Raw genomic sequence first — 19,614 nt, 5'->3', positions numbered from 1 at the left:
ACGCGACAACGGGCCGGGAAGGGAAACCCTTCCCGGCCCGTGCCGGTGCTTCACATCGCCCTCAGCGGACCTGGTCCACGTCGACGAGGTCGACGCGGATGCCACGGCCGCCGATGGCGCCCACGACGGTCCGCAGGGCGCGGGCGGTGCGGCCGTTGCGGCCGATCACCTTGCCGAGGTCGTCGGGGTGGACCCGGACCTCCAGCACGCGCCCGCGGCGCAGGTTGCGCGAGGCGACCTGCACGTCGTCGGGGTTGTCGACGATGCCCTTCACGAGGTGCTCAAGGGCCTCCTCGAGCATCCTCAGGCCTCGGTCGACTCGGCGGACTCGGCAGCCTCGGCCTCGTCCTTCTTCTCCGACTTCTTGGCCTTCGGGGTGATGGCCTCACCCTTCGCCTCGCCGGCGGCGTTGACGGCGGCCTCGAAGAGACCGCTGGTGTCGGCCTTCGGCTCGGCGGTGAGCATCGGGGCCGGGGCCGGCAGACCCTTGAACTTCTGCCAGTCGCCGGTGACCTTGAGGATGGCCAGAACGGGCTCGGTCGGCTGCGCGCCGACACCCAGCCAGTACTGGGCGCGCTCGCTGTTCACCTCGATGCGCGAGGGGTTCTGCACCGGGTGGTACAGACCGATCTCCTCGATGGCCCGGCCGTCACGGCGGGTACGGGAGTCGGCGACGACGATGCGGTAGTGAGGCGAACGGATCTTGCCCAGACGCTTCAGCTTGATCTTGACTGCCACGGGAGTGGTGTCTCCTGGTCTTGACGTGGTTGGGCACAACGAGATGCCACGTGGGGTTGCGGTACTCGGGTGCCCGATGGACGCGTCAGCCGGAGGAGAGAGGGGTCCTGTGCGGCTGTCGAGTACAGCTGCCCATTGTGCCACACCGTGCGGCGGGGTCTGCGACGCGCCGGCCGCGATCAGCCGACCGACACCGTCTCCGGGATCCGGAACGGCTGGCCGCAGCCGCCGCACATGATCGGAGCCTGCGCGAGGACCGACGGCACGACACGGACGTTCCGCCCGCAGTCGCACACGGCCTTCACACGCACTCCCCCGCCGGACGAGCCGTGGCGCGCCGCCGGGCCGCGGAAGGTCCGCGAGGTGTCGGCCGCGGTGGCGGCCGAATGCGCCTTGAGTGCCCGCTGCAGTCTCTCGATCGTGGGGCGGTAGCGCCTGCGCGCCTCGGGGTTGAGCACGACCAGCGAGAAGCCGCTGCTGGGATGCGGCTCATCGCTGTGGTCGAGCCCCAGCTCCTCGGCGATCGCCAGGAAGCGGCGGTTGTGATAGCGGCCGGCACGCGAAGTGTCCCGGACACCGCGGGCGGCCGCGATGCCGTGCACTGCCTCGTGCAGCAGCCTTTCGAAGGAGAGCTCGGCGCCACAGGCGGACGACGACTCCCCGATCAACGATTCGGGCGCGGCTAGATCCGGCAGCTCGGGGTGGTACCGCTGAATGTCGGCCCACGCCTGCGCCAGCTCTGCGGCGAGAACAGGTGGTGTCGTGCTCACGTCGTGACAACGAGCAGGGACGGCCCGGTGTTCCGATACCGGGCCATCCCAAATATTTTGCACGTACCAGTCAGTTTCCCGACTCATACGCCCTGACGAGGGCGGGTGCGCAGATCTACGGAGAAGCTACGGAGAAGCCGGAGAAGTAGCGCACCCGTTCGCACAACAGGACGTACTGACTCCGCAGTCAGCGCGCGGGACCCCGCCTCCCCGGAAAGCACGAACGCCCCGGCGCGAGCCGATGGGCTCACGCCGGGGCGACGGTGCTCAGTACGCGCGCGCGACGATCGCGACGGCGCCCGGGGCGTCGTCCGACTCCGGCACCGACCCGTCGGCACCGACCAGGCAGCGCACCGTCACGGCCTGCTCGGCCAGCTTGGCCTCGCCCTCCGCGCCCAGCGTCGCCCACGGGATGCGCGCCCAGCCGCCGGCGGCCGCCGCCTCCGCGGCCTCCTCGATCGTCTTCACGTCCGTCGTCCGCGACTCACGGCGCTCGCGCGACTGGCGCAGCAGCAGCTCCTGGTCCTCCTCCAGGACCTTCGGCAGCAGCGCGGCCAGCTCCTCGATGCGCACCGGCTCCTTGCCGCCGGGGATCCGGCGGGCCAGCATCGCGGTGCCGTTCTCCAGGTCGCGCGGACCGATCTCGATCCGGACCGGCACGCCCTTGAGCTCCCAGTCCACCGCGCGGCGGCCGAACGGAGTGTCGGTGCGGTCGTCCACCTGCACCCGCACGCCGGCGGCCTTCAGCACGTCACCGATCTCCCGCACCTTGGCGATCACGGCGTCGTCGCCCTTGATCGCCAGGACCACGGCCTGCACCGGCGCCAGACGCGGCGGCACCCGAAGACCGTTGTCGTCGCCGTGCGACATGATCAGACCGCCGACCATACGGGTCGACACGCCCCAGGACGTCTGCCAGACCAGCTCCTGCTGCCCGTCCTTGGACAGGTAGGAGGTGTTGAACGCCTTCGCGAAATTCTGGCCGAGCTCGTGGCTGGTGCCCATCTGCAGCGCCTTGCCGTCACGCATCATGCCCTCGAGGGTGAGCGTGTTGATCGCGCCGGCGAAGCGCTCCTTGGGCGTCTTGCGGCCCAGCACCACGTCGATGCCGAGCACGTTCACCATGAAGTCGTAGTAGACGTCCCGGTGAATGCGGGCCGCGTAGTCGCGCGCGTCCTCATAGGTCGCGTGCGCGGTGTGACCCTCCTGCCAGAGGAATTCGCTCGTACGGAGAAAGACGCGCGGACGCATCTCCCAACGCACGACATTCGCCCACTGATTGATGAGCAGCGGCAGGTCGCGGTAGCTCTGCACCCACTTCGAGAAGTACTCGTTGATGATCGTCTCGGAGGTCGGCCGCACCACGACCGGCTCCTCCAGCTCCTTGCCGCCACCGTGCGTGACGACGGCGAGCTCCGGCGCGAAGCCCTCGACGTGCTCGGCCTCGCGCGTCAGGTACGACTGGGGAATGAAGAGGGGGAAGTACGCGTTGGAGGCGCCCGCGTCCTTGATCCGGGCGTCCATCTCCTGCTGCATGCGCTCCCACAGCCCGTACCCGTACGGGCGGATGACCATGGTGCCGCGCACCGGGCCGTTGTCGGCCAGCTCGGCCTTGTTGATCAAGTCCTGGTACCAGCGCGGGAAGTCTTCCGCCTGGGGAGTGAGAATGGGAGCCTTTGCCATGGTGGGCATGGTACGGGGCCGGTCAGTCCGAGTGTGAATCCGTCCACTCGCAACCCCGCCTTCCCGGCCGCGCTTCCCGGCCGGCGGACGAACGTTCTCGCGCCGTCCCCTGGACTCACGGACCGAAGCGGAGTTCTCTGGCATGGGGGGAATCGGCAGCAGCGCACGACAGCACATGGGGGCGGCAGCTACGGACCGGACACGTCTTGCACGTCTTGGCGAATGGGGCGCTTTCGATGACACCAACCCTCGTGCGGCGGCACGCGCCGTCCTCATCGTCGCCCGAGTCGCGGGCCCGCGACTGGGCGGAAATCCAGGAACGGATGCTGGTACCGCTTTACGAGGCGGTGTACGAACGACTGGAGGTCGGCTCCGGAACCCGGCTGCTCAGCCTGGGCTGCGGCTCCGGCCTCGCCCTGCTCATGGCGGCCGCCCGCGGCGCCGCCGTCTGCGGCACCGACCGTGACGAGCGCCGGCTCGAACTGGCCCGCGACCGGCTGACCCCCGAGGGCGGCTCCGCCCCCGGCGCCCGGCTCGGCCTCGGCGGCCCCGCCTCCGCCCACGACCCGGGAGACCCTCCCTTCACCCTCGTCACCGCCTTCGACCCGCTTCTCGGCGCGGGCCGCACGGTCGACGGGCTCGCCCGGGACCTCGCGGAGGCGGCCGCACGCGCCGCCCACGGCACCCCGGTCGTCCTGGCCGGCTGGGGCCCGCAGGAGCGTTGTGCCGCATCGGGGGCGCTCAGGGTCGCGGCCCGGCTCGCAGACCCGATGTGCGCCCCCGCCCGCTGGCGTCCCAGCGGCCGGGACGACCTCGAGGACCTGGCCGCCCGCGCCGGACTGCGACCGGACGGCTCCGGCCGCGTCTCCTGCCCGTACGGCTACGCCGACCTCGGCAGCGCCGTCCGCGGGCTGCTCTCCACCGGCGCCTTCGACGCGGCCGCCCGCGCGACCGACGAGGACCAGGTCGTCAAGGAGCTCATCGAGGCCCTCCACCCGTACGTGCGCACCGACGGCACGGTGTGGATGCCGAACGTCTTCCGCTACCTCATCGCACGCGTCCGGCGGCACTGACGGCCACGCCACGGGCCGCACCGACGCGAACAGCGCCCCGACGGTGACCGTCGGGGCGCTGCGCGGCGTGTGTCAGGGGCCGGGTGTCAGCCCATGAACTTCTTGAACTCGTCCGGGAGTTCGAAGGGCTGACCGCCCTGGCCCGGCAGGCTCGGCGCATCGCCGGTCTGCGCCTGCTCCCGGCGCGCGGCGGCGGCCTCGGCCTCGGCCTTGCGCTTCATCGGGTTGCCCGACTGACGCTTGCCCTTGGCCTGCTTGACCTGCTTCTTCTTCTTGGCGCCACCGCCCATGCCCGGCATGCCGGGGAGACCGGGCATCCCGCCCTGCGCCATGCGGGACATCATCTTGCGCGCCTCGAAGAAGCGCTCCACCAGGTTCTTCACCGCGCTGACGTCCACGCCCGAACCCCGGGCGATACGGGCGCGGCGCGAGCCGTTGATGATCGTCGGGTCCTGGCGCTCGGCCGGGGTCATGGACTTGATGATCGCGGCGGTGCGGTCGACCTCGCGCTCGTCGAGGTTGTTGATCTGGTCCTTGAACTGCCCCATGCCGGGCAGCATGCCGAGCAGCTTCGAGATGGAGCCCATCTTGCGGACCTGCTCCATCTGGGCCAGGAAGTCGTCGAGCGTGAACTCCTTGGGGCCCTTGGCGAGCTTGGCCGCCATCTTCTCGGCCTCGGCCTGGGAGAAGGTCTGCTCGGCCTTCTCGATCAGGCTGAGCACATCGCCCATGCCGAGGATGCGGGACGCCATGCGGTCCGGGTGGAACGCGTCGAAGTCGTCCAGCTTCTCGCCATTCGAGGCGAACATGATCTGCTTGCCGGTCACGTGCGCGACCGACAGCGCGGCACCGCCCCGGGCGTCGCCGTCGAGCTTGGAGAGCACGACGCCGTCGAAGCCGACGCCGTCCCGGAAGGCCTCGGCGGTGTTGACCGCGTCCTGACCGACCATGGCGTCGACGACGAAGAGGATCTCCTGCGGCTGCACCGCGTCACGGATGTCCGCGGCCTGCTGCATCATCTCGGCGTCGATGCCGAGGCGGCCGGCGGTGTCGACGATGACGATGTCGTACTGCTTGGTGCGCGCGTACTCGATCGAGTCCTTGGCGACCTGCACCGGGTCGCCGACGCCGTTGCCCGGCTGCGGCGCGTACACGCCGACACCGGCACGCTCGGCGACGACCGCGAGCTGGTTGACGGCGTTGGGGCGCTGGAGGTCACAGGCGACGAGCAGCGGCGCGTGGCCCTGGCTCTTCAGCCAGCGGCCGAGCTTTCCGGCGAGCGTGGTCTTACCGGCACCCTGCAGACCGGCGAGCATGATCACGGTCGGCGCGGTCTTGGCGAAGCGGAGGCGGCGGGTCTCGCCGCCGAGGATGGTGATCAGCTCGTCGTTGACGATCTTGATCACCATCTGGGCCGGGTTCAGCGCCTGGCTGACCTCGGAGCCCATCGCCCGGTCCTTGACCTGCTTGATGAAGGCCCGCACCACGGGGAGGGCGACATCGGCCTCGAGGAGGGCGATGCGGATCTCGCGCGCCGTGGCGTCGATGTCGGCCTCGCTGAGCCGGCCCTTGCCACGGAGGTTTTTGAAAGTCGCGGAAAGGCGATCGGAGAGGGTATCGAACACGGCGGTCGTGGATCCTCGGTGGTCGGCGGCAGGGACAGTCGTCGTCCAGGGTATCCGGCCGCTCGGGTTGTGTGACCCGCACCCGAGCGGTCCCGGCGTCGCGCCCCTCAGCCCAGCGCCTCCTCCACCCCCCGCGCCAGCGCTCCGGCCTCCCGCTCCCCCAGCGGCGCGCCGTCCGCTCCGGTCACGTAGAAGGCGTCCACCGCACTCGCCCCCAGCGTGCTCACGTGCGCGCTCCGCACCCACACGCCCCCCGCGTCCAGGGCCCGCCCGACGCGGTGGAGCAGGCCGGGGGCGTCCTGGGCGCGGACCTCCAGGACCGTGGCGTCGCTCGACCCCGCCGGGGCGACGGTGACGCGCGGGGGCGCGTGCGGGGGCCTGCGGCGGCGGGTGTAGGCGCTCTCGCGCTCGGCCAGGCGCGCGGGGATGTCGAGGGAGCCGTCCAGGGCGCGGAGGAGGTCGTTGCGCAGCCGCGCCTCCTCCGGCAGGGAGCCGTACTCGGCGGCGACCCGCCAGGTCAGCAGCAGGACGCCCGTCCCGGCGAGCGGCTCGGGGAGCTCGACGGCCCGGAGTTCGGCCGAGCGCACGGTCAGCCGGTGCAGGGCGAGGACGCCGGCGGCGGCCGGGAGGACGCCGGGGCGGTCGGGTACGGCGATGAGCAGCCGGACGCCGACGGGCTCCTCACCCGTACCGGTCCCGGTGTCCGGGCGGGCGTGCAGGGTGACGACCGGGCCGCCCGTGCGGGCGGCCTCGACGGCCAGGCGCTCCTGCTCGGCGGTGGGCGCGAGCCGCTCCGGGCGGGGCGGTACGGGCCGGCCGGCGAGGGCCGCGCGGGTGCGCCGAACGAGGTCGGCGACGAGGGAGGCGCGCCAGGTGGTCCAGGCGGTGGGCCCGGTGGCGCGGGCGTCGGCCTCGGTGAGGGCGTGCAGGAGCTCCAGGGTGGCCACGTCGGGGACGGCGTCGGTGACGGTGCGCACGGTGGCGGGGTCGTCGAGGTCGCGGCGGGTGGCGGTCTCGGCCAGGAGCAGATGGTGGCGGACGAGGACGGCGAGGGTGCCGGTGTCCGCGTGGTCGAGGCCGAGGCGGGTGGCGACGTCGCGGGCGAGGACCTCGCCGGCGGCGGAGTGGTCGCCGGGGCGGCCCTTGCCGATGTCGTGCAGGAGGGCGGCGAGGAGGAGCAGGTCGGGGCGGTCGACGCGGCGGGTGAGGGCGGACGCCTGGACGGCGGTCTCGACGAGGTGGCGGTCGACGGTCCAGCGGTGCACGGGGTTGCGCTGGGGGCGGCAGCGGACGTGCTCCCATTCGGGGAGGAGCCGGGCGACGATGCCCTCGGTCTCCAGGGCCTCCCAGACGGCGACGGCGGGCTCGCCGGCGCCGAGGAGGGCGACGAGGCGGTCGCGGGCCTCGGCGGGCCAGGGCGCGGGCAGCGGTGGTGCGGCGGCCAGCCGGCGCACGGTGTGCGGGGCGAGGGGCAGGCCGGCCTGGGCGGCGGCGGCCGCGGCGCGCAGCGGCAGGAGGGGGTCCTGTTCGGGCCGCGCGGTGCGGGCGAGGACGGCTTCGCCGTCCTGTTCGACGACGCCCTCGGCGAGCGGGACGCGCTCGGGCTCGGTGAAGCCGCCCCGGCCGCCGCGGCCGCCGAGAACGCGGCGCAGGCGGGGTCGTCCGGAGCGGGCGCGCAGCACGCGGCCGACGTCGCGCCAGGTGACGTCGGCGGCGTAGGAGATGGTGCGGGCGGCCTCGTAGACGCGGCGCAGCAGGGCGTCGGCGTCGCTCAGGCCGAGGCTCGCGGCGACCTGGTCCTGTTCCTGGAGGGTGAGACGGTCGGTGGCGCGGCCGGTGGTCAGGTGGAGGGCGTCGCGGGTGTCGAGGAGGAGGGTGCGGGCGGCTTCGAGACCGGCGCGGGGGGCGTCGGCGAGCCAGGAGGCGGCGACGGCGCGCAGGGCGGTGGCGTCGCGGAGTCCGCCGCGGGCCTCCTTGAGGTCGGGTTCGAGGAGGAAGCGGAGTTCGCCCTGGCGGCGGGCACGGTCCTCGCACATCTCGCGGAGTTCGGGCAGACGGGCGGGGGCCTGGGCGCGCCAGTCCTCGTAGGCGGTGGTGCGCAGGGCGGCGGTGAGGGCTCGGTCGCCGGCGAGGTGGCGGGCGTCGAGGAGGCCGAGGTGGGCCTTGAGGTCGCCGGCGGCGGTCTTGCGGGCCTCGGCGAGGGTGCGGACGGAGTGGTCGAGGGCGACGCCCATGTCCCAGACCGGGTACCAGACGCGGTCGGCGAGGGCGGCGAGCGTGGTGGCGTCGGCGGTGCCGTCGTGCAGCAGGAGGACGTCGAGGTCGCTGCGCGGGGAGAGCTCGCCACGCCCGTAACCGCCGACGGCGACGAGGGCGACGCCGTCGGCGGGGCCGAGGAGGCCGGTGAGCCAGTCGTCGGTGAGGCGGGCGAGGGCGGTGCGCAGGGCGGGCCCGGAGGGCGGCTCCTGCCCCAGCAGCCGCAGCCGCGCGGCCGCGTAGCCGATCGCCTGCGGCGCGCCGGGCGCGCCACCCCCTGCCGGCTCCGGAGCACTGCCCCGGCCGACGCCGGCCCCCTCCCCGGGCAGGCGCGGACCACCCTCCGGGGGCATGTCCGCTGTCGGGTGCGGGGCATTGCCCCGGCCGGTGTCCGTCACGTCGGCTCTCCTCGGGTGGTGGGTCAGAGCGCGTCCGGGCCGCGCTCGCCGGTGCGTACCCGGACGACGGTCTCGACGGGGACGACCCAGACCTTGCCGTCGCCGATCTTTCCGGTGCGGGCGGTCTTGACGATGACGTCGATGACGTCGTCGGCGTCGGCGTCCTCGGTGAGGACCTCTATGCGGACCTTGGGCAGGAGGTCGATGGTGTACTCGGCGCCGCGGTAGACCTCGGTGTGGCCGCGCTGGCGGCCGTAGCCGCTGGCCTCGGTGACGGTGAGGCCGTGGACGCCGAAGGCGCGCAGTGCGTCCTTGATCTCCTCGACGCGGTGCGGCTTGACGACGGCGGTGATGAGCTTCATGCGTCCACCTTCTTGCTGTGCGGCTGCTCGGGGCGCTCGGTGCGCTCATTGTGGTGGGCGGGGGCGGTGCGGGCGGCGGCGGTGCTGCCGCCGACGGCGCTGAAGTCGTAGGCGGTCTCGGCGTGGAAGGCCCGGTCGATGCCGGCGACCTCGTCGTCCTCGGAGGCGCGGAAGCCGATCGTCTTGTCGACGAGCTTGGCCAGGAGCCAGGAGACGGCGAAGGAGTAGGCCATGACGGCGAAGGCTCCGGCGGCCTGGCGGCCGAGCTGGGTGGCGCCGCCGACACCGTCGGTGGCGAGGAGGCCGACGAGGAGGGTGCCGATGACGCCGCCGACGAGGTGGACGCCGACGACGTCGAGGGAGTCGTCGAAGCCGAGCCGGAACTTCCACGAGACGGCCCAGGAGCAGACGGCTCCGGCGACGACGCCGATGAGCAGGGCGCCGAAGGCGTTCACGGCGGCGCCGGAGGGAGTGATGGCGACGAGGCCGGCGACGGCTCCGGAGGCGGCGCCGAGGGTGGTGAAGGCACCGTGCTTGACGCGTTCGTAGGCGAGCCAGCCGATCATGGCGGCGCCGGTGGCGACCTGGGTGTTGAGGGCCATGTTGGCGGCGATGCCGTTGGCGGCGAGGGCGGAGCCCGCGTTGAAGCCGAACCAGCCGAACCAGAGCAGTCCGGCGCCGAGCATGACGAGGGGGAGGCTGTGGGGGCGCATGGGGTCCTTCTTGAATCCGATGCGCTTGCCGACCACGAGGACGGCGGCGAGGGCGCCGATGCCGGCGTTGATGTGGACGGCGGTGCCGCCGGCGAAGTCGATCACCTTGAGCTTGAAGAGCCAGCCGTCGGGCTGCCAGACCCAGTGCGCGACGGGGAAGTAGACGACGGTGACCCAGAGGGTGATGAAGAGGGTCCAGGCGCTGAACTTCACGCGGTCGGCGAGGGCGCCGCTCATCAGGGCCGGGGTGATCACGGCGAACATCAGCTGGAAGAGGGCGAAGGCGAAGACGGGGATGCCTTCCTTGCCGCCGGTGAGCGTCTCGGGGCCGATGCCCTTCAGGCCGAGATGGTCGAGGTTGCCGAGCAGTCCCGCGCCGATGTCGTCGCCGAAGGCGAGGGAGTAGCCGTAGAGCACCCACAGGACGGTGACGATGCCGAGCGAGACGAAGGACATCATCAGCATGTTGAGGGCGCTCTTGACCCGGACCATGCCGCCGTAGAAGAAGGCCAGGCCCGGTGTCATCAGCATCACGAGCGCGGCACTGATCAATACGAATGCTGTGTCTGCGCCATTCACGGTGGCTGTCTCCTCGCATCGGCGGCCCGTGCCGTGCCCCCGGTGCGGGCGGTCGGGAAGGGGGCCGGTGTCGGCAAGAGGTTGACGCAGCGGGGTTTCAGCGGATGCCGCCGGTTGTTTCGCACGGGTGACGAAGGCGGCGGCGGTGTTACGCGTGGGTGAATCGCCGGTGGGCCGCCGGGGGCCGTGGCTACCCTCCCGCGGTGGGCCGGGCGGGGTGTGCGGAGGCATGGGTCCGGCCGCGGCGACCGTCCTGGGCGACCTGGCGTGGGGGAGCCGAGTCGGGGTGTACGGGAGGGTCGCCGCGGCCGGGGTCGGGGGCCGGAAGGGTCAGACCGCGTGGGCGGCCTCCACGGATTCCGGCAGCTGGGCGGCGAGTTGCTCGGTGAGCTCGCGGACTTCGGCGACGTCCCCGAAGTCACGGACGGCGGTGTCCACGGTCTTGCGGAGGCGGTTGTTGACCCGCTCGGAGCGGACCTGCCGGGCGATCTTCAGGGCCCGGGCGGCGAGCTGTGCGGACTCCTCGGGCTCACGCTCCATCAGATGCACGGTGGCCATGCCGATGAGGTTGAGCGCATACGACCGCTGGTGCTCGCTGTCCTGGGAGAAGAGCTCGACGGCGGTCTCCATCTTGGGGCGGGCGAGCGAGGCGTAGGTGGGGCTGCGGCCGGCGACGTAGGCGAGGTCGCGGTAGGAGTGGGCGTTCTCCGCGTTGAGCTCGGCCTCGGAGAAGAAGCGGATCCAGTCGGGGTCGCCGTCGGCGGGGAGGCAGTCGGCGAAGCAGTCCTCGGCGAGGGTGACGGCGCGCTTGCACTTGGCGGGCTGGCCCATGTTGGCGTAGGCGCGGGCCTCCATGGCGTAGAGCATGGCCTGGGTGCGGGGGGTGGCGGTCTCGCGGGAGCCGTACTGCCCGAGGTGGATGAGCTCCAGGGCGTCGTCCGGCCGGCCGAGGTGGATCATCTGCCGGCTCATGCTGGAGAGGATGTAGGAGCCGAGGGGACGGTCGCCCGCCTCCTTGGCGGCGTGCAGGGCGAGGACGAAGTACTTCTGGGCCGTGGGGTGCAGACCGATGTCGTAGCTCATCCAGCCGGCGAGCTCGGCGAGTTCGGCGGCGACGACGAAGAGGCGCTTGGCGGTGGCGTCCGGGAGCGGCTCCTGGAGCAGATCGGTGACCTCGTGGAGCTGGCCGACGACGGCCTTGCGGCGCAGACCGCCACCGCACTGGGCGTCCCACTGGCGGAACATGCGGGTGGTGGACTCCAGCAGCTGGAGCTCGGGGTCGGAGAGCCGGGCGCGCTTGCCGCGCTCCTGCGCGGGGGCCTCGGCCCGGGGGGTGGCGTCCTTGCCGGTGGGGCCGGGGACGAGCCAGCGCTGCATGGGCTCGATGAGGGAGGGGCCGGCGGCGAGGGCGAGGGAGGTGCCGAGGAAGCCGCGGCGGGCGAGCATCAGGTCGCTGCGGGAGAACTCGCTGAGCAGTTCGACGGTCTGCGGGCCGGCCCAGGGCAGGTCGACGCCGGAGACGGAGGGCGACTGGTGGGCCGGGCGGAGGCCGATGTCCTCGACGCCGACGACGCAGCCGAACCGCTCGGAGAACAGCTCGGAGAGGATCTTGGGGATGGGCTCGCGCGGCTGCTCGCCGTCCAGCCAGCGGCGCACCCGGGAGGTGTCGGTGCTGATGTGGTGGGCGCCCAGCTGCCGGGCACGGCGGTTGACCTGCCGGGCCAGCTCACCCTTGGACCAGCCGCTGCGCAGGAACCAGGAGTTGAGCTGTTCGTTGGGGGCCTTGGCGGGCTTCTCGCCGGGCTTGTCACCGGCGCCGTCGCCGGCCCGCTCGGCGGTCATGCCGCCGGTCACGCCGTCGACCGTGCCGGCACTCTCGGTGCCGCTGACGTCGCCACTCACTGGAACGCCCCCATCCGGAACTCTGCTCTCTGCGCGAACCGCCAACAGCATGCCGTCTGCGACGGCGGTCTGTCCGGCGATGCACCGGCCTGGCCGGTGCCTGACGGCCGGGAGAGCGATGGCGCCATGCCTCCGGCATACCCCACCGGCATGTCCGCCGGCGGAGTGCGTCTCCCGGGGTTCATGCACCGAAAGTAATCCTACGATCACCGCTCAGGCGAGGGCAGTCCAGCAAACGCCACCATTCGCCACCCCAACGAATGAACTGCGGGGCCGCCGGGAGCGATTGACTTGACACCACTCGGCACAGGAGAAGCGCACGCCGGGACGGGAAGGAGGTGCGTGGATGCGCCACCGGGCGCGCACACTGCCCCGCACCACCTCGGCCACACCGTCGCGCCGCCACGGAGCAGAGGTCCGCGACCCTGCGTGTCCGAGACACTCCGACACGTAACCAACTGCGAGCACGACCCGTTGGAGGGGGCATGGGCTTCACAATCGGCGGCATCCGGGATCTTCGCTCGACCTCTCGGCGCCGAGGCCGCGCGTCCGAGTGCGTGACCACCGTCGCGGAGTACACCGGCCTGTGGGGGTGGGACGTCGTGCCGGGGGCCCGCGCGGCCCGCGGCGGGCGGGTGACCTGCTCGTGCGGCGCCGCCGACTGCCCGGCCCCGGGGGCCCACCCGCTCTCCTTCGCCCCGCCCGTCCCGGCCGGCTCCACGCTGGACGAGGCGGCCGTCGCCTGGGCCGAGGTGCCGGGCGCGGCCGTTCTGCTGCCCGTCGGCCGGCACTTCGACGTCCTGGAGGTCGCCGAGGCGGCCGGCCGGCACGCCCTGGCTCGGCTGGAGCGGATGGGGCTGCCGCTGGGCCCCGTCGCCCTGACGCCGCACGGCCGGGCGCTGTTCTTCGTCGCCCCCGGCGCCGCCGCGGAGCTCCCCCGGCTCCTCTACCGCATGGGCTGGGACGACACCCGGCTCGACCTGCGCGGCCTGGGCACGGGTGATCACGTCACCGCGCCGCCCTCCGACTTCGCGGGCCTGGGCCCGATGCGGTGGCTGCGCCCGCCCACGCTGGACACCGCCGGGCGGCCGCCGGAGGCCCGGCTGCTGCTGGGCACGCTGGCGTACGTGTGCCACCGGTCCGGAATCGGTGGCGGGCCGGCGGGAGCCGCCGGGACGTGAGACGGGCGAAGGGCCCCGTCCGCAGCGGTTCGGCTGCGAACAGGGCCCTTCGCCCGTCTGCGCGCGACCGGCCGGGGCCGGCGCGCCGCGGTCAGTCGCCGATCAGGGCGTCGACGAACGCCTCCGGCTCGAACGGGGCCAGGTCGTCCGGGCCCTCGCCCAGGCCCACCAGCTTCACGGGGACGCCCAGCTCGCGCTGGACCGAGACCACGATGCCGCCCTTGGCCGTGCCGTCCAGCTTGGTCAGGACGATGCCGGTGATCGATACGACCTCGGCGAAGACCCGCGCCTGCACCATGCCGTTCTGGCCGGTGGTGGCGTCGAGCACGAGCAGCACCTCGTCGACCGCGCCGTGCTTCTCGACGACGCGCTTGACCTTGCCGAGCTCGTCCATGAGGCCGGTCTTGGTGTGCAGCCGGCCGGCGGTGTCGATGAGGACGACGTCCGCGTTCTCGGCGATGCCCTCCTTGACGGCGTCGAAGGCGACCGACGCCGGGTCGCCGGCCTCCGGGCCGCGGACGGTGCGGGCGCCCACGCGCTCGCCCCAGGTCTGGAGCTGATCGGCGGCGGCGGCGCGGAAGGTGTCCGCCGCGCCGAGCACCACGGACTTGCCGTCCGCGACGAGCACGCGGGCGAGCTTGCCGGTGGTGGTCGTCTTGCCGGTGCCGTTGACGCCGACGACCATGACGACGCCGGGCTTCTCCTCGCCGTTCACGCCCACGCCGGGCTCGGTGTGGAGGCTGCGGTCGGCGTCCGTGCCGATCAGGGCGAGCAGTTCCTCGCGCAGCAGGCCGCGCAGTTCCTCCGGCGTACGGGTGCCGAGCACCTTGACGCGCTCGCGCAGCCGCTCGACCAGCTCGGTCGTGGGCGCGACGCCGATGTCGGCGGTGAGCAGCGTGTCCTCGATCTCCTCCCAGGTGTCCTCGTCGAGGTGCTCGCGGGAGAGCAGGGTCAGCAGGCCCTTGCCGAGGGTGGTCTGGGAGCGGGAGAGCCGGGCGCGCAGCCGCACGAGACGGCCGGCGGTGGGCTCGGGAACCTCGATCTGCGGCGCCTCGGGCGCCTCGGGGGCGGCCGGGGCCTCCGGCTCGGTGACGGTCTCCTCGGGCGCCGGCGCCTCGGCCGGCGGGAGCTCCACCTCTTCCACGGTCCGGCGCGACTCGTCGCGCGGGGTCTCGGCCTCCTCGCCGATGTGGGGCTCGGCGGGCGGCGCGGTGACGGACGGGCTGCTCGGCGGCGCCGGGGGCAGCTGCTTCTTCTTGCGGCTGCTGACCACGAGCCCGCTGATCGCGCCGAGCGCGACCACAGCGATGACTACAGCAAGGATGACGATTTCCATAACGCACCCAGTATCGGACACAGGGGGCTCACGGCGGCCTCGCCGCGGACACGGCCGGGACACGACCCCGACTCGGCACGGTCGCGGCCGTTCGCGGCCCGTTTGCGGCACGAAAGCGACGGCAAAGCGTCGCGCAGGTGAAGAAAAAGCGACGCGAAGGCCACTCGCTTCATACGAAGCCACAAGGACCAATGGCACTAACCGGCCAAAGTTAGATCAAAGTACGATGGCGTGGCGCTGTGCGACGCGCGTAGAGTCCCAGCGTTCCTTTTTGCCCTGGCGGCTTCCTCCCGGCCATGTCGGGCCCCTTCGCCGCCCCTCGCTTCACACTGCACGGAGCTCCCTTCATGGCCGATGTGTCCGACGTCGTGTCGCCCGACACCGCGTCCACCGACACCGTGTCCCGCGTGTCCCCCACCGATTCCGAGAGCGCGATCGAAACGCGCGGCATCGAACCCGTGCCGGACAACGAGCGGCGCGGACGGGTCCGGGAGCTGTTCCCGACCTGGGTCGCCGCCAACATCAGCGTGCTGCTGCTCACCATGGGCGCGGCGCTGGTCGTGTTCAACGAGCTGAACTTCTGGCAGGTCCTGATCGTCGCCGCGTGCGCGGCGCTCGCGTCGTTCGGCCTCGTCGGCGTGGTGTCGGTGTCCGGCAAGTGGGGCGGCGCCCCGGGCGCGATGCTCTCCCGCGCGACGTTCGGCGTGCGCGGCAACCTCTTCCCGGGCGCGATCCTCTGGGTCGCCCGCTTCGGCTGGGAGACGATCAACGCGGTCACGGGCGCCTACGCGGTGCTGACCGTGCTCGACCTCGTGTTCGGGGTCAAAAGCAGCACCCCGCTGATCGTCATCACCCTCTTCGCGTTCGTGGCCTGTACGTTCCTCGTCAGCGGCATGGGCCGCAAGGCGCTCAACGTGTGCAACAAGTGGTCGACGTACCTGTTCGGCGTCTTCAGCGTGCTGGTGCTCGGCTACCTGATCGCCCACATGGACTGGAACGAGGTCTTCTCCAAGCCGGCCGGCTCGACCGCGATGATGATCGCCGGTATCGGCACCATCGCCGCGGGCGGCATCAGCTGGGTCCCGACCGGCCCGGACTTCGCCCGGTACCTGCCGCACGCGGCCTCCGGCAAGAAGATCGTCGGCGCGACGGTCTCCGGCGCCGGCATCGTCATGGTGCCGATGGTGCTCATGGGCGCGGTGATGGCGGTCTCGACGCCGAAGCTGGCCGACGCGCCGGACCCGGTGTCCTTCCTGGGCGACATCCTGCCGACGTGGCTGGCGGTGCCGTACCTGGTGACGGCGATCGTGGGCATGCTGCTGATCAACAGCCTCTCGATGTACTCGGCCGGCTTCACCGCGCAGACCATGGGCGTCAAGCTGCCGCGCGCGCTCGCCGTGAGCATCAACGCGGTGATCTCGCTGGTCGGCGGTCTGCTGCTGATGCTGGTCGCCAAGAGCTTCCTGAGCTCCTTCATCACGTTCCTGATCCTGCTGGCCGTCTCGTTCTCCGCGTGGATCGGCGTCTACGCGGTGGACATGGCGCGCCGCCGCTCGCGGGCCGTGCGCTACGACGCGGAAGCGCTGATGGACACGGGCCGCACGAGCAAGTACTGGTACGTGGGCGGCTTCTGCTGGCAGGCGATGACGGCGTGGGCCGTCGCGCTGGTGGCGGGCCTCTGCTTCACGCAGTGCGCGTGGTTCACGGGGCCGCTGGCCTCGACGTTCGTCGGCAAGTACGGCCTGGGGTGGGCGGCGACGATCGCCATCTCGGCGATCCTGATGGCAGTCCTGCCGACGCCGCGCGAATCGCGCTGACCCCGCGACCCCAAGGGCCCCCTTCCACTGCGGAGGGGGCCCTTCGGTTTTTCCACCTGTGGGCAGGTGGGGGCCTTTTCCCACCCGCCCACCCGTCATCCGGAAAGCCGACCGGTGGCAGACCGTGCGGTGAGTCGTACGAATGGGCGATCCGGACCCGCACGGCCACGTATCGGTGCGGGTGGCGGGTGGGCGGGCGGGGGAGAACCGGCAGAGCCACCGGCCCGCAGGCGATCGCCGCGCCCCGCACAAGGGGAACGCCCCGGTTCGCGGGGCGAACCAGGGCGTTTCCGGTGAGGAGCAGGGCGGCGGGGTTTAGCCCATCTCCTCCAACGCCTTGCCCTTCGTCTCCTTCACGAACTTCATCACGAAGGGGATGGAGAGCACGGCGAAGACCGCGTAGATCACGTACGCACCCGAGAGGTTCCAGTCCGACAGGCTCGGGAAGCTGGCCGTGATGGCCCAGTTGGCGACCCACTGCGCGGAGGCGGCGACGCCGAGAGCCGCGGCGCGGACGCGGTTGGGGAACATCTCGCCCAGGAAGACCCAGACCACGACGCCCCAGGAGAGCGCGAAGAAGAGCACGAAGGCGTGGGCCGCGACGAGGGCGACCGTGCCCTGGGTGGTCGGCAGGGTGCCGTCCGCGCTCTTGGAGGCGAAGGCCCAGGCCTCCAGGGCGAGGGAGACGGCCATACCGGCGGAGCCGACGAGGGCCAGCGGCTTACGGCCGATGCGGTCGACGAGGACCATGGCGATCACGGTGCCGACGATGTTGATGATCGACGTCGTGAAGCTGTAGAAGAACGAGCTCTCGGGGTTGACGCCCACCGACTGCCACAGCGTCGAGGAGTAGTAGAACGCGACGTTGATGCCGACGAACTGCTGGAAGACCGAGAGGCCGATGCCGACCCAGACGATCGGGAGGAAGCCGAAGCGGCCGCCGAGGAGGTCCTTGAAGGTGGACTTCTGCTCGCTGTTCATGGCGTGCTCGATCTCGCGCACCCGGGCGTCGAGGTCGGTGTCGCGGCCCTCGACGTCGGCGAGGACGGCCTTGGCCTTGTCGATCTTGTTGACCGAGATCAGGAAGCGGGGCGACTCGGGGATGGCGAAGGAGAGCAGGCCGTAGAGGACGGCCGGGATCACCATGACGCCGAGCATCAGCTGCCAGGCCTCGATGCCCATGACGTGACCGCGCTGGTCGCCGTCGGCCATGTTGAGGATGCCCCAGTTGACCAGCTGGGAGATGGCGATGCCGACGACGATGGCCGCCTGCTGGAAGGCGCCGAGACGGCCTCGGTAGGCCGGCGGGGAGACCTCGGCGATGTAGGCCGGGCCGATGACCGAGGCCATGCCGATGGCGATGCCGCCGAGCACCCGCCAGAAGGCGAGGTCGTACAGGGAGAACGGCAGGGCCGAGCCGACCGCGCTGATCGTGAAGAGCGTGGCCGAGATCTGCATGACGCGGATGCGGCCGATCCGGTCGGCGAGCTTGCCCGCCGTGGCGGCGCCGATGGCGCAGCCGATCAGGGCGATGGCGATGACCTGGGCGAGGGCGGCGGACCCGATGTCGTACTTCTGCCGGATGCCCTCGACGGCGCCGTTGATCACGGAGCTGTCGTAGCCGAAGAGGAAGCCACCCATGGCCGCGGCCGCGGTGATGAAGATGACGTGGCCGAGGTGATCCGGTTGGGCCTTACGGGCCTCGGACCCCTGCGCCGTCGCAGTGCTGGTCAACGTGAACTCCTGGAACCCCGGCGACGTTGCCTGGGGAAATGAGGGGGCGCGCCTAGGTGAATCCAAGATCAAATGGCATCACTTGAAGGCGTTAGCAACGTGGGAGACCCTATGCCTTCATTTTTCGAAGTCAATAGTGTGTGACGAAGAAGTTGTCAGGAGGTTTCCCCAGGACTTGACTTCAACACTTGAAGTCAAAGGGGTGTTGCTCAGCGCAGCCGCTGGCTGATGACCTTCGAGACGCCGTCGCCCTGCATCGACACGCCGTACAGCGCGTCGGCGACCTCCATCGTCCGCTTCTGGTGCGTGATCACGATCAGCTGCGAGCTCTCCTGGAGCTCCTTCATGATCCCGATCAGCCGCTGGAGGTTGGTGTCGTCCAGGGCCGCCTCGACCTCGTCCATCACGTAGAAGGGGCTCGGGCGGGCCTTGAAGATGGCGACGAGCAGGGCCACCGCCGTCAGGGAGCGCTCCCCGCCGGAGAGCAGGGAGAGACGCTTGACCTTCTTGCCCGGCGGCCGGGCCTCCACGTCCACGCCCGTGGCCAGCATGTCGTCCGGGTCCGTGAGGACCAGCCGGCCCTCGCCGCCGGGGAAGAGGCGCGAGAAGACGCCCTCGAACTCGCGCGCCGTGTCCCGGTAGGCCTCGGTGAAGACCTCCTCGACCTTCCGGTCGACGTCCTTGACGACCTGGAGCAGATCGGCCCGGGTCTTCTTCAGGTCCTCCAGCTGTTCGGAGAGGAAGCGGTGCCGCTCCTCGAGCGCCGCGAACTCCTCCAGGGCGAGCGGATTGACCTTGCCCAGCTGCTGGTACGCGCGTTCCGCCGCCTTCAGGCGCTTCTCCTGCGCCGCGCGGTCGTAGGGGACGGGCAGGTTGCGGGGGTGTTCCGGGTCGTCCGGCAGCTCCTCCCCCTCGGCCGGGGGCGAGGGCGGCACGGGCTGGTCCGGGCCGTACTCGGCGACCAGGGCCGCGGGGTCGACGCCCAGTTCCTCCAGCGCCTTCGCCTCCAGCTGCTCGATGCGCAGGCGCTTCTCCGCGCCCAGCACCTCGCCGCGGTGCACCGAGTCCGTCAGCTTGTCCAGCTCGGCCTTGAGCTCGCGGGCGCGGTTGCGGCCCTCGACCAGTTCCCGCTCGCGCCCGGCCTTGGCGCTCTCGGCGGCGTTCCGCTCCTCTTCCGCGCGTACGAGGGAGACCTCGACGTGGGCCAGCAGCTGCCGGGCGCCGGCGGCGACGGCCGTGGCGACCTGGGCCTCGTGGCGCAGCCGGGCAGTGCGCTGCGCGGCCCGCGCCCGCGCCTCGCGCTCGGCGCGCGCCGCGCGGTCGAGGGAGTCCGCCCGGCCGGCGAGCGCCTTGACGCGTTCCTCGTGGGTACGGACCTGGAGGCCTCGCTCTGCCGGAGGAGCGGGTGCGAGAGGCGGTGGCGAGCTCGGAGAGCTTCGCCGACGTC

The 19,614-nt window shown here is 71.9% G+C and carries 15 protein-coding genes; 3 read left to right on the top strand and 12 right to left on the bottom strand.

Translation table 11 applies throughout. The features are described from left to right. Positions 1 to 61 precede the first annotated feature (61 nt). The 4 genes from AB0K09_RS08475 to proS all read right to left on the bottom strand — a co-directional run bounded on the left by AB0K09_RS08475 (position 62) and on the right by proS (position 3,191). Positions 62 to 301: an RNA-binding protein gene (locus AB0K09_RS08475; protein WP_005311361.1), complete on the bottom strand. Its 240-nt coding sequence runs from the start codon at positions 299 to 301 to the stop codon at positions 62 to 64. 2 nt (positions 302 to 303) lie between these two features. Then, a complete protein-coding gene (gene rpsP / locus AB0K09_RS08470) occupies positions 304 to 738 on the bottom strand; it encodes a 30S ribosomal protein S16 (protein ID WP_366064527.1) in 435 nt (144 codons plus the stop codon). A gap of 179 nt (positions 739 to 917) precedes the next feature. Next, the gene (locus AB0K09_RS08465; RefSeq protein ID WP_366064526.1) at positions 918 to 1,508 is read right to left on the bottom strand and encodes a hypothetical protein; all 591 of its coding nucleotides are present in this window, start codon (positions 1,506 to 1,508) and stop codon (positions 918 to 920) included. 267 nt (positions 1,509 to 1,775) lie between these two features. Further along, a complete protein-coding gene (gene proS, locus AB0K09_RS08460; RefSeq protein ID WP_366064525.1) occupies positions 1,776 to 3,191 on the bottom strand; it encodes a proline--tRNA ligase in 1,416 nt (471 codons plus the stop codon). Positions 3,192 to 3,427: 236 nt separating this feature from the next. On the opposite strand from proS, the gene AB0K09_RS08455 reads away from it, so the two are divergent. Next, positions 3,428 to 4,264 (top strand): SAM-dependent methyltransferase, encoded by an 837-nt coding sequence (locus AB0K09_RS08455; RefSeq protein ID WP_366064524.1) that lies wholly within the window; start codon positions 3,428 to 3,430, stop codon positions 4,262 to 4,264. Between the two features lie 86 nt (positions 4,265 to 4,350). On the opposite strand, the gene ffh is transcribed toward AB0K09_RS08455, so the two are convergent. From ffh to AB0K09_RS08430, 5 genes are all read right to left on the bottom strand, one after another. Further along, a complete protein-coding gene (ffh, locus tag AB0K09_RS08450) occupies positions 4,351 to 5,889 on the bottom strand; it encodes a signal recognition particle protein (protein ID WP_366064523.1) in 1,539 nt (512 codons plus the stop codon). 107 nt (positions 5,890 to 5,996) lie between these two features. Further along, positions 5,997 to 8,543, bottom strand: coding sequence for a [protein-PII] uridylyltransferase (locus tag AB0K09_RS08445; RefSeq protein WP_366064522.1), 2,547 nt, complete (start codon positions 8,541 to 8,543; stop codon positions 5,997 to 5,999). A gap of 23 nt (positions 8,544 to 8,566) precedes the next feature. Continuing rightward, a complete protein-coding gene (locus tag AB0K09_RS08440) occupies positions 8,567 to 8,905 on the bottom strand; it encodes a P-II family nitrogen regulator (RefSeq protein WP_366064521.1) in 339 nt (112 codons plus the stop codon). Continuing rightward, on the bottom strand, positions 8,902 to 10,197 hold the full coding sequence (locus AB0K09_RS08435) for an ammonium transporter (RefSeq protein ID WP_366064520.1): 1,296 nt from the start codon (positions 10,195 to 10,197) through the stop codon (positions 8,902 to 8,904). Before AB0K09_RS08435 ends, AB0K09_RS08440 begins: the two co-directional genes overlap by 4 nt. A 330-nt stretch (positions 10,198 to 10,527) precedes the next feature. After that, entirely contained in the window at positions 10,528 to 12,039 is a 1,512-nt protein-coding gene (locus tag AB0K09_RS08430) for a hypothetical protein (RefSeq protein WP_366064535.1), read from the bottom strand. A gap of 545 nt (positions 12,040 to 12,584) precedes the next feature. Here AB0K09_RS08430 and AB0K09_RS08425 point away from each other — a divergent pair. Further along, the gene (locus tag AB0K09_RS08425) at positions 12,585 to 13,280 is read left to right on the top strand and encodes a bifunctional DNA primase/polymerase (protein ID WP_366064519.1); all 696 of its coding nucleotides are present in this window, start codon (positions 12,585 to 12,587) and stop codon (positions 13,278 to 13,280) included. Between the two features lie 91 nt (positions 13,281 to 13,371). On the opposite strand, the gene ftsY is transcribed toward AB0K09_RS08425, so the two are convergent. Next, complete coding sequence (gene ftsY, locus AB0K09_RS08420) at positions 13,372 to 14,616, bottom strand: signal recognition particle-docking protein FtsY (RefSeq protein ID WP_366064518.1); 1,245 nt, start codon at positions 14,614 to 14,616, stop codon at positions 13,372 to 13,374. A 347-nt stretch (positions 14,617 to 14,963) separates the two neighbouring features. On the opposite strand from ftsY, the gene AB0K09_RS08415 reads away from it, so the two are divergent. Further along, positions 14,964 to 16,433: a cytosine permease gene (locus AB0K09_RS08415; protein WP_366064517.1), complete on the top strand. Its 1,470-nt coding sequence runs from the start codon at positions 14,964 to 14,966 to the stop codon at positions 16,431 to 16,433. A 315-nt stretch (positions 16,434 to 16,748) separates the two neighbouring features. Here AB0K09_RS08415 and AB0K09_RS08410 read toward each other — a convergent pair whose 3' ends face one another. Then, positions 16,749 to 18,167 carry a sugar porter family MFS transporter gene (locus AB0K09_RS08410; protein WP_366064516.1) on the bottom strand — a complete coding sequence of 473 codons (1,419 nt, stop codon included), beginning with the start codon at positions 18,165 to 18,167 and terminating at the stop codon, positions 16,749 to 16,751. A gap of 209 nt (positions 18,168 to 18,376) precedes the next feature. Continuing rightward, on the bottom strand, positions 18,377 to 19,614 hold a 1,238-nt coding region (locus AB0K09_RS08405; protein WP_366064515.1), incomplete at its 5' end, for an AAA family ATPase.

The organism is Streptomyces sp. NPDC049577 (assembly GCF_040675635.1).
Taxonomy (GTDB): Bacteria; Actinomycetota; Actinomycetes; order Streptomycetales; family Streptomycetaceae; genus Streptomyces.
This window is presented reverse-complemented; position numbering and strand designations above follow the sequence as displayed.

Coding starts and splice junctions, on each gene's coding strand:
- AB0K09_RS08455 (WP_366064524.1), top strand. CDS start 3,428: ATGACACCAACCCTCGTGCGGCGGCACGCGCCGTCCTCATCGTCGCCC.
- proS (WP_366064525.1), bottom strand. CDS start 3,191: ATGGCAAAGGCTCCCATTCTCACTCCCCAGGCGGAAGACTTCCCGCGC.
- AB0K09_RS08440 (WP_366064521.1), bottom strand. CDS start 8,905: ATGAAGCTCATCACCGCCGTCGTCAAGCCGCACCGCGTCGAGGAGATC.
- AB0K09_RS08415 (WP_366064517.1), top strand. CDS start 14,964: ATGGCCGATGTGTCCGACGTCGTGTCGCCCGACACCGCGTCCACCGAC.
- AB0K09_RS08425 (WP_366064519.1), top strand. CDS start 12,585: ATGGGCTTCACAATCGGCGGCATCCGGGATCTTCGCTCGACCTCTCGG.
- ftsY (WP_366064518.1), bottom strand. CDS start 14,616: ATGGAAATCGTCATCCTTGCTGTAGTCATCGCTGTGGTCGCGCTCGGC.
- AB0K09_RS08430 (WP_366064535.1), bottom strand. CDS start 12,039: ATGACCGCCGAGCGGGCCGGCGACGGCGCCGGTGACAAGCCCGGCGAG.
- AB0K09_RS08475 (WP_005311361.1), bottom strand. CDS start 301: ATGCTCGAGGAGGCCCTTGAGCACCTCGTGAAGGGCATCGTCGACAAC.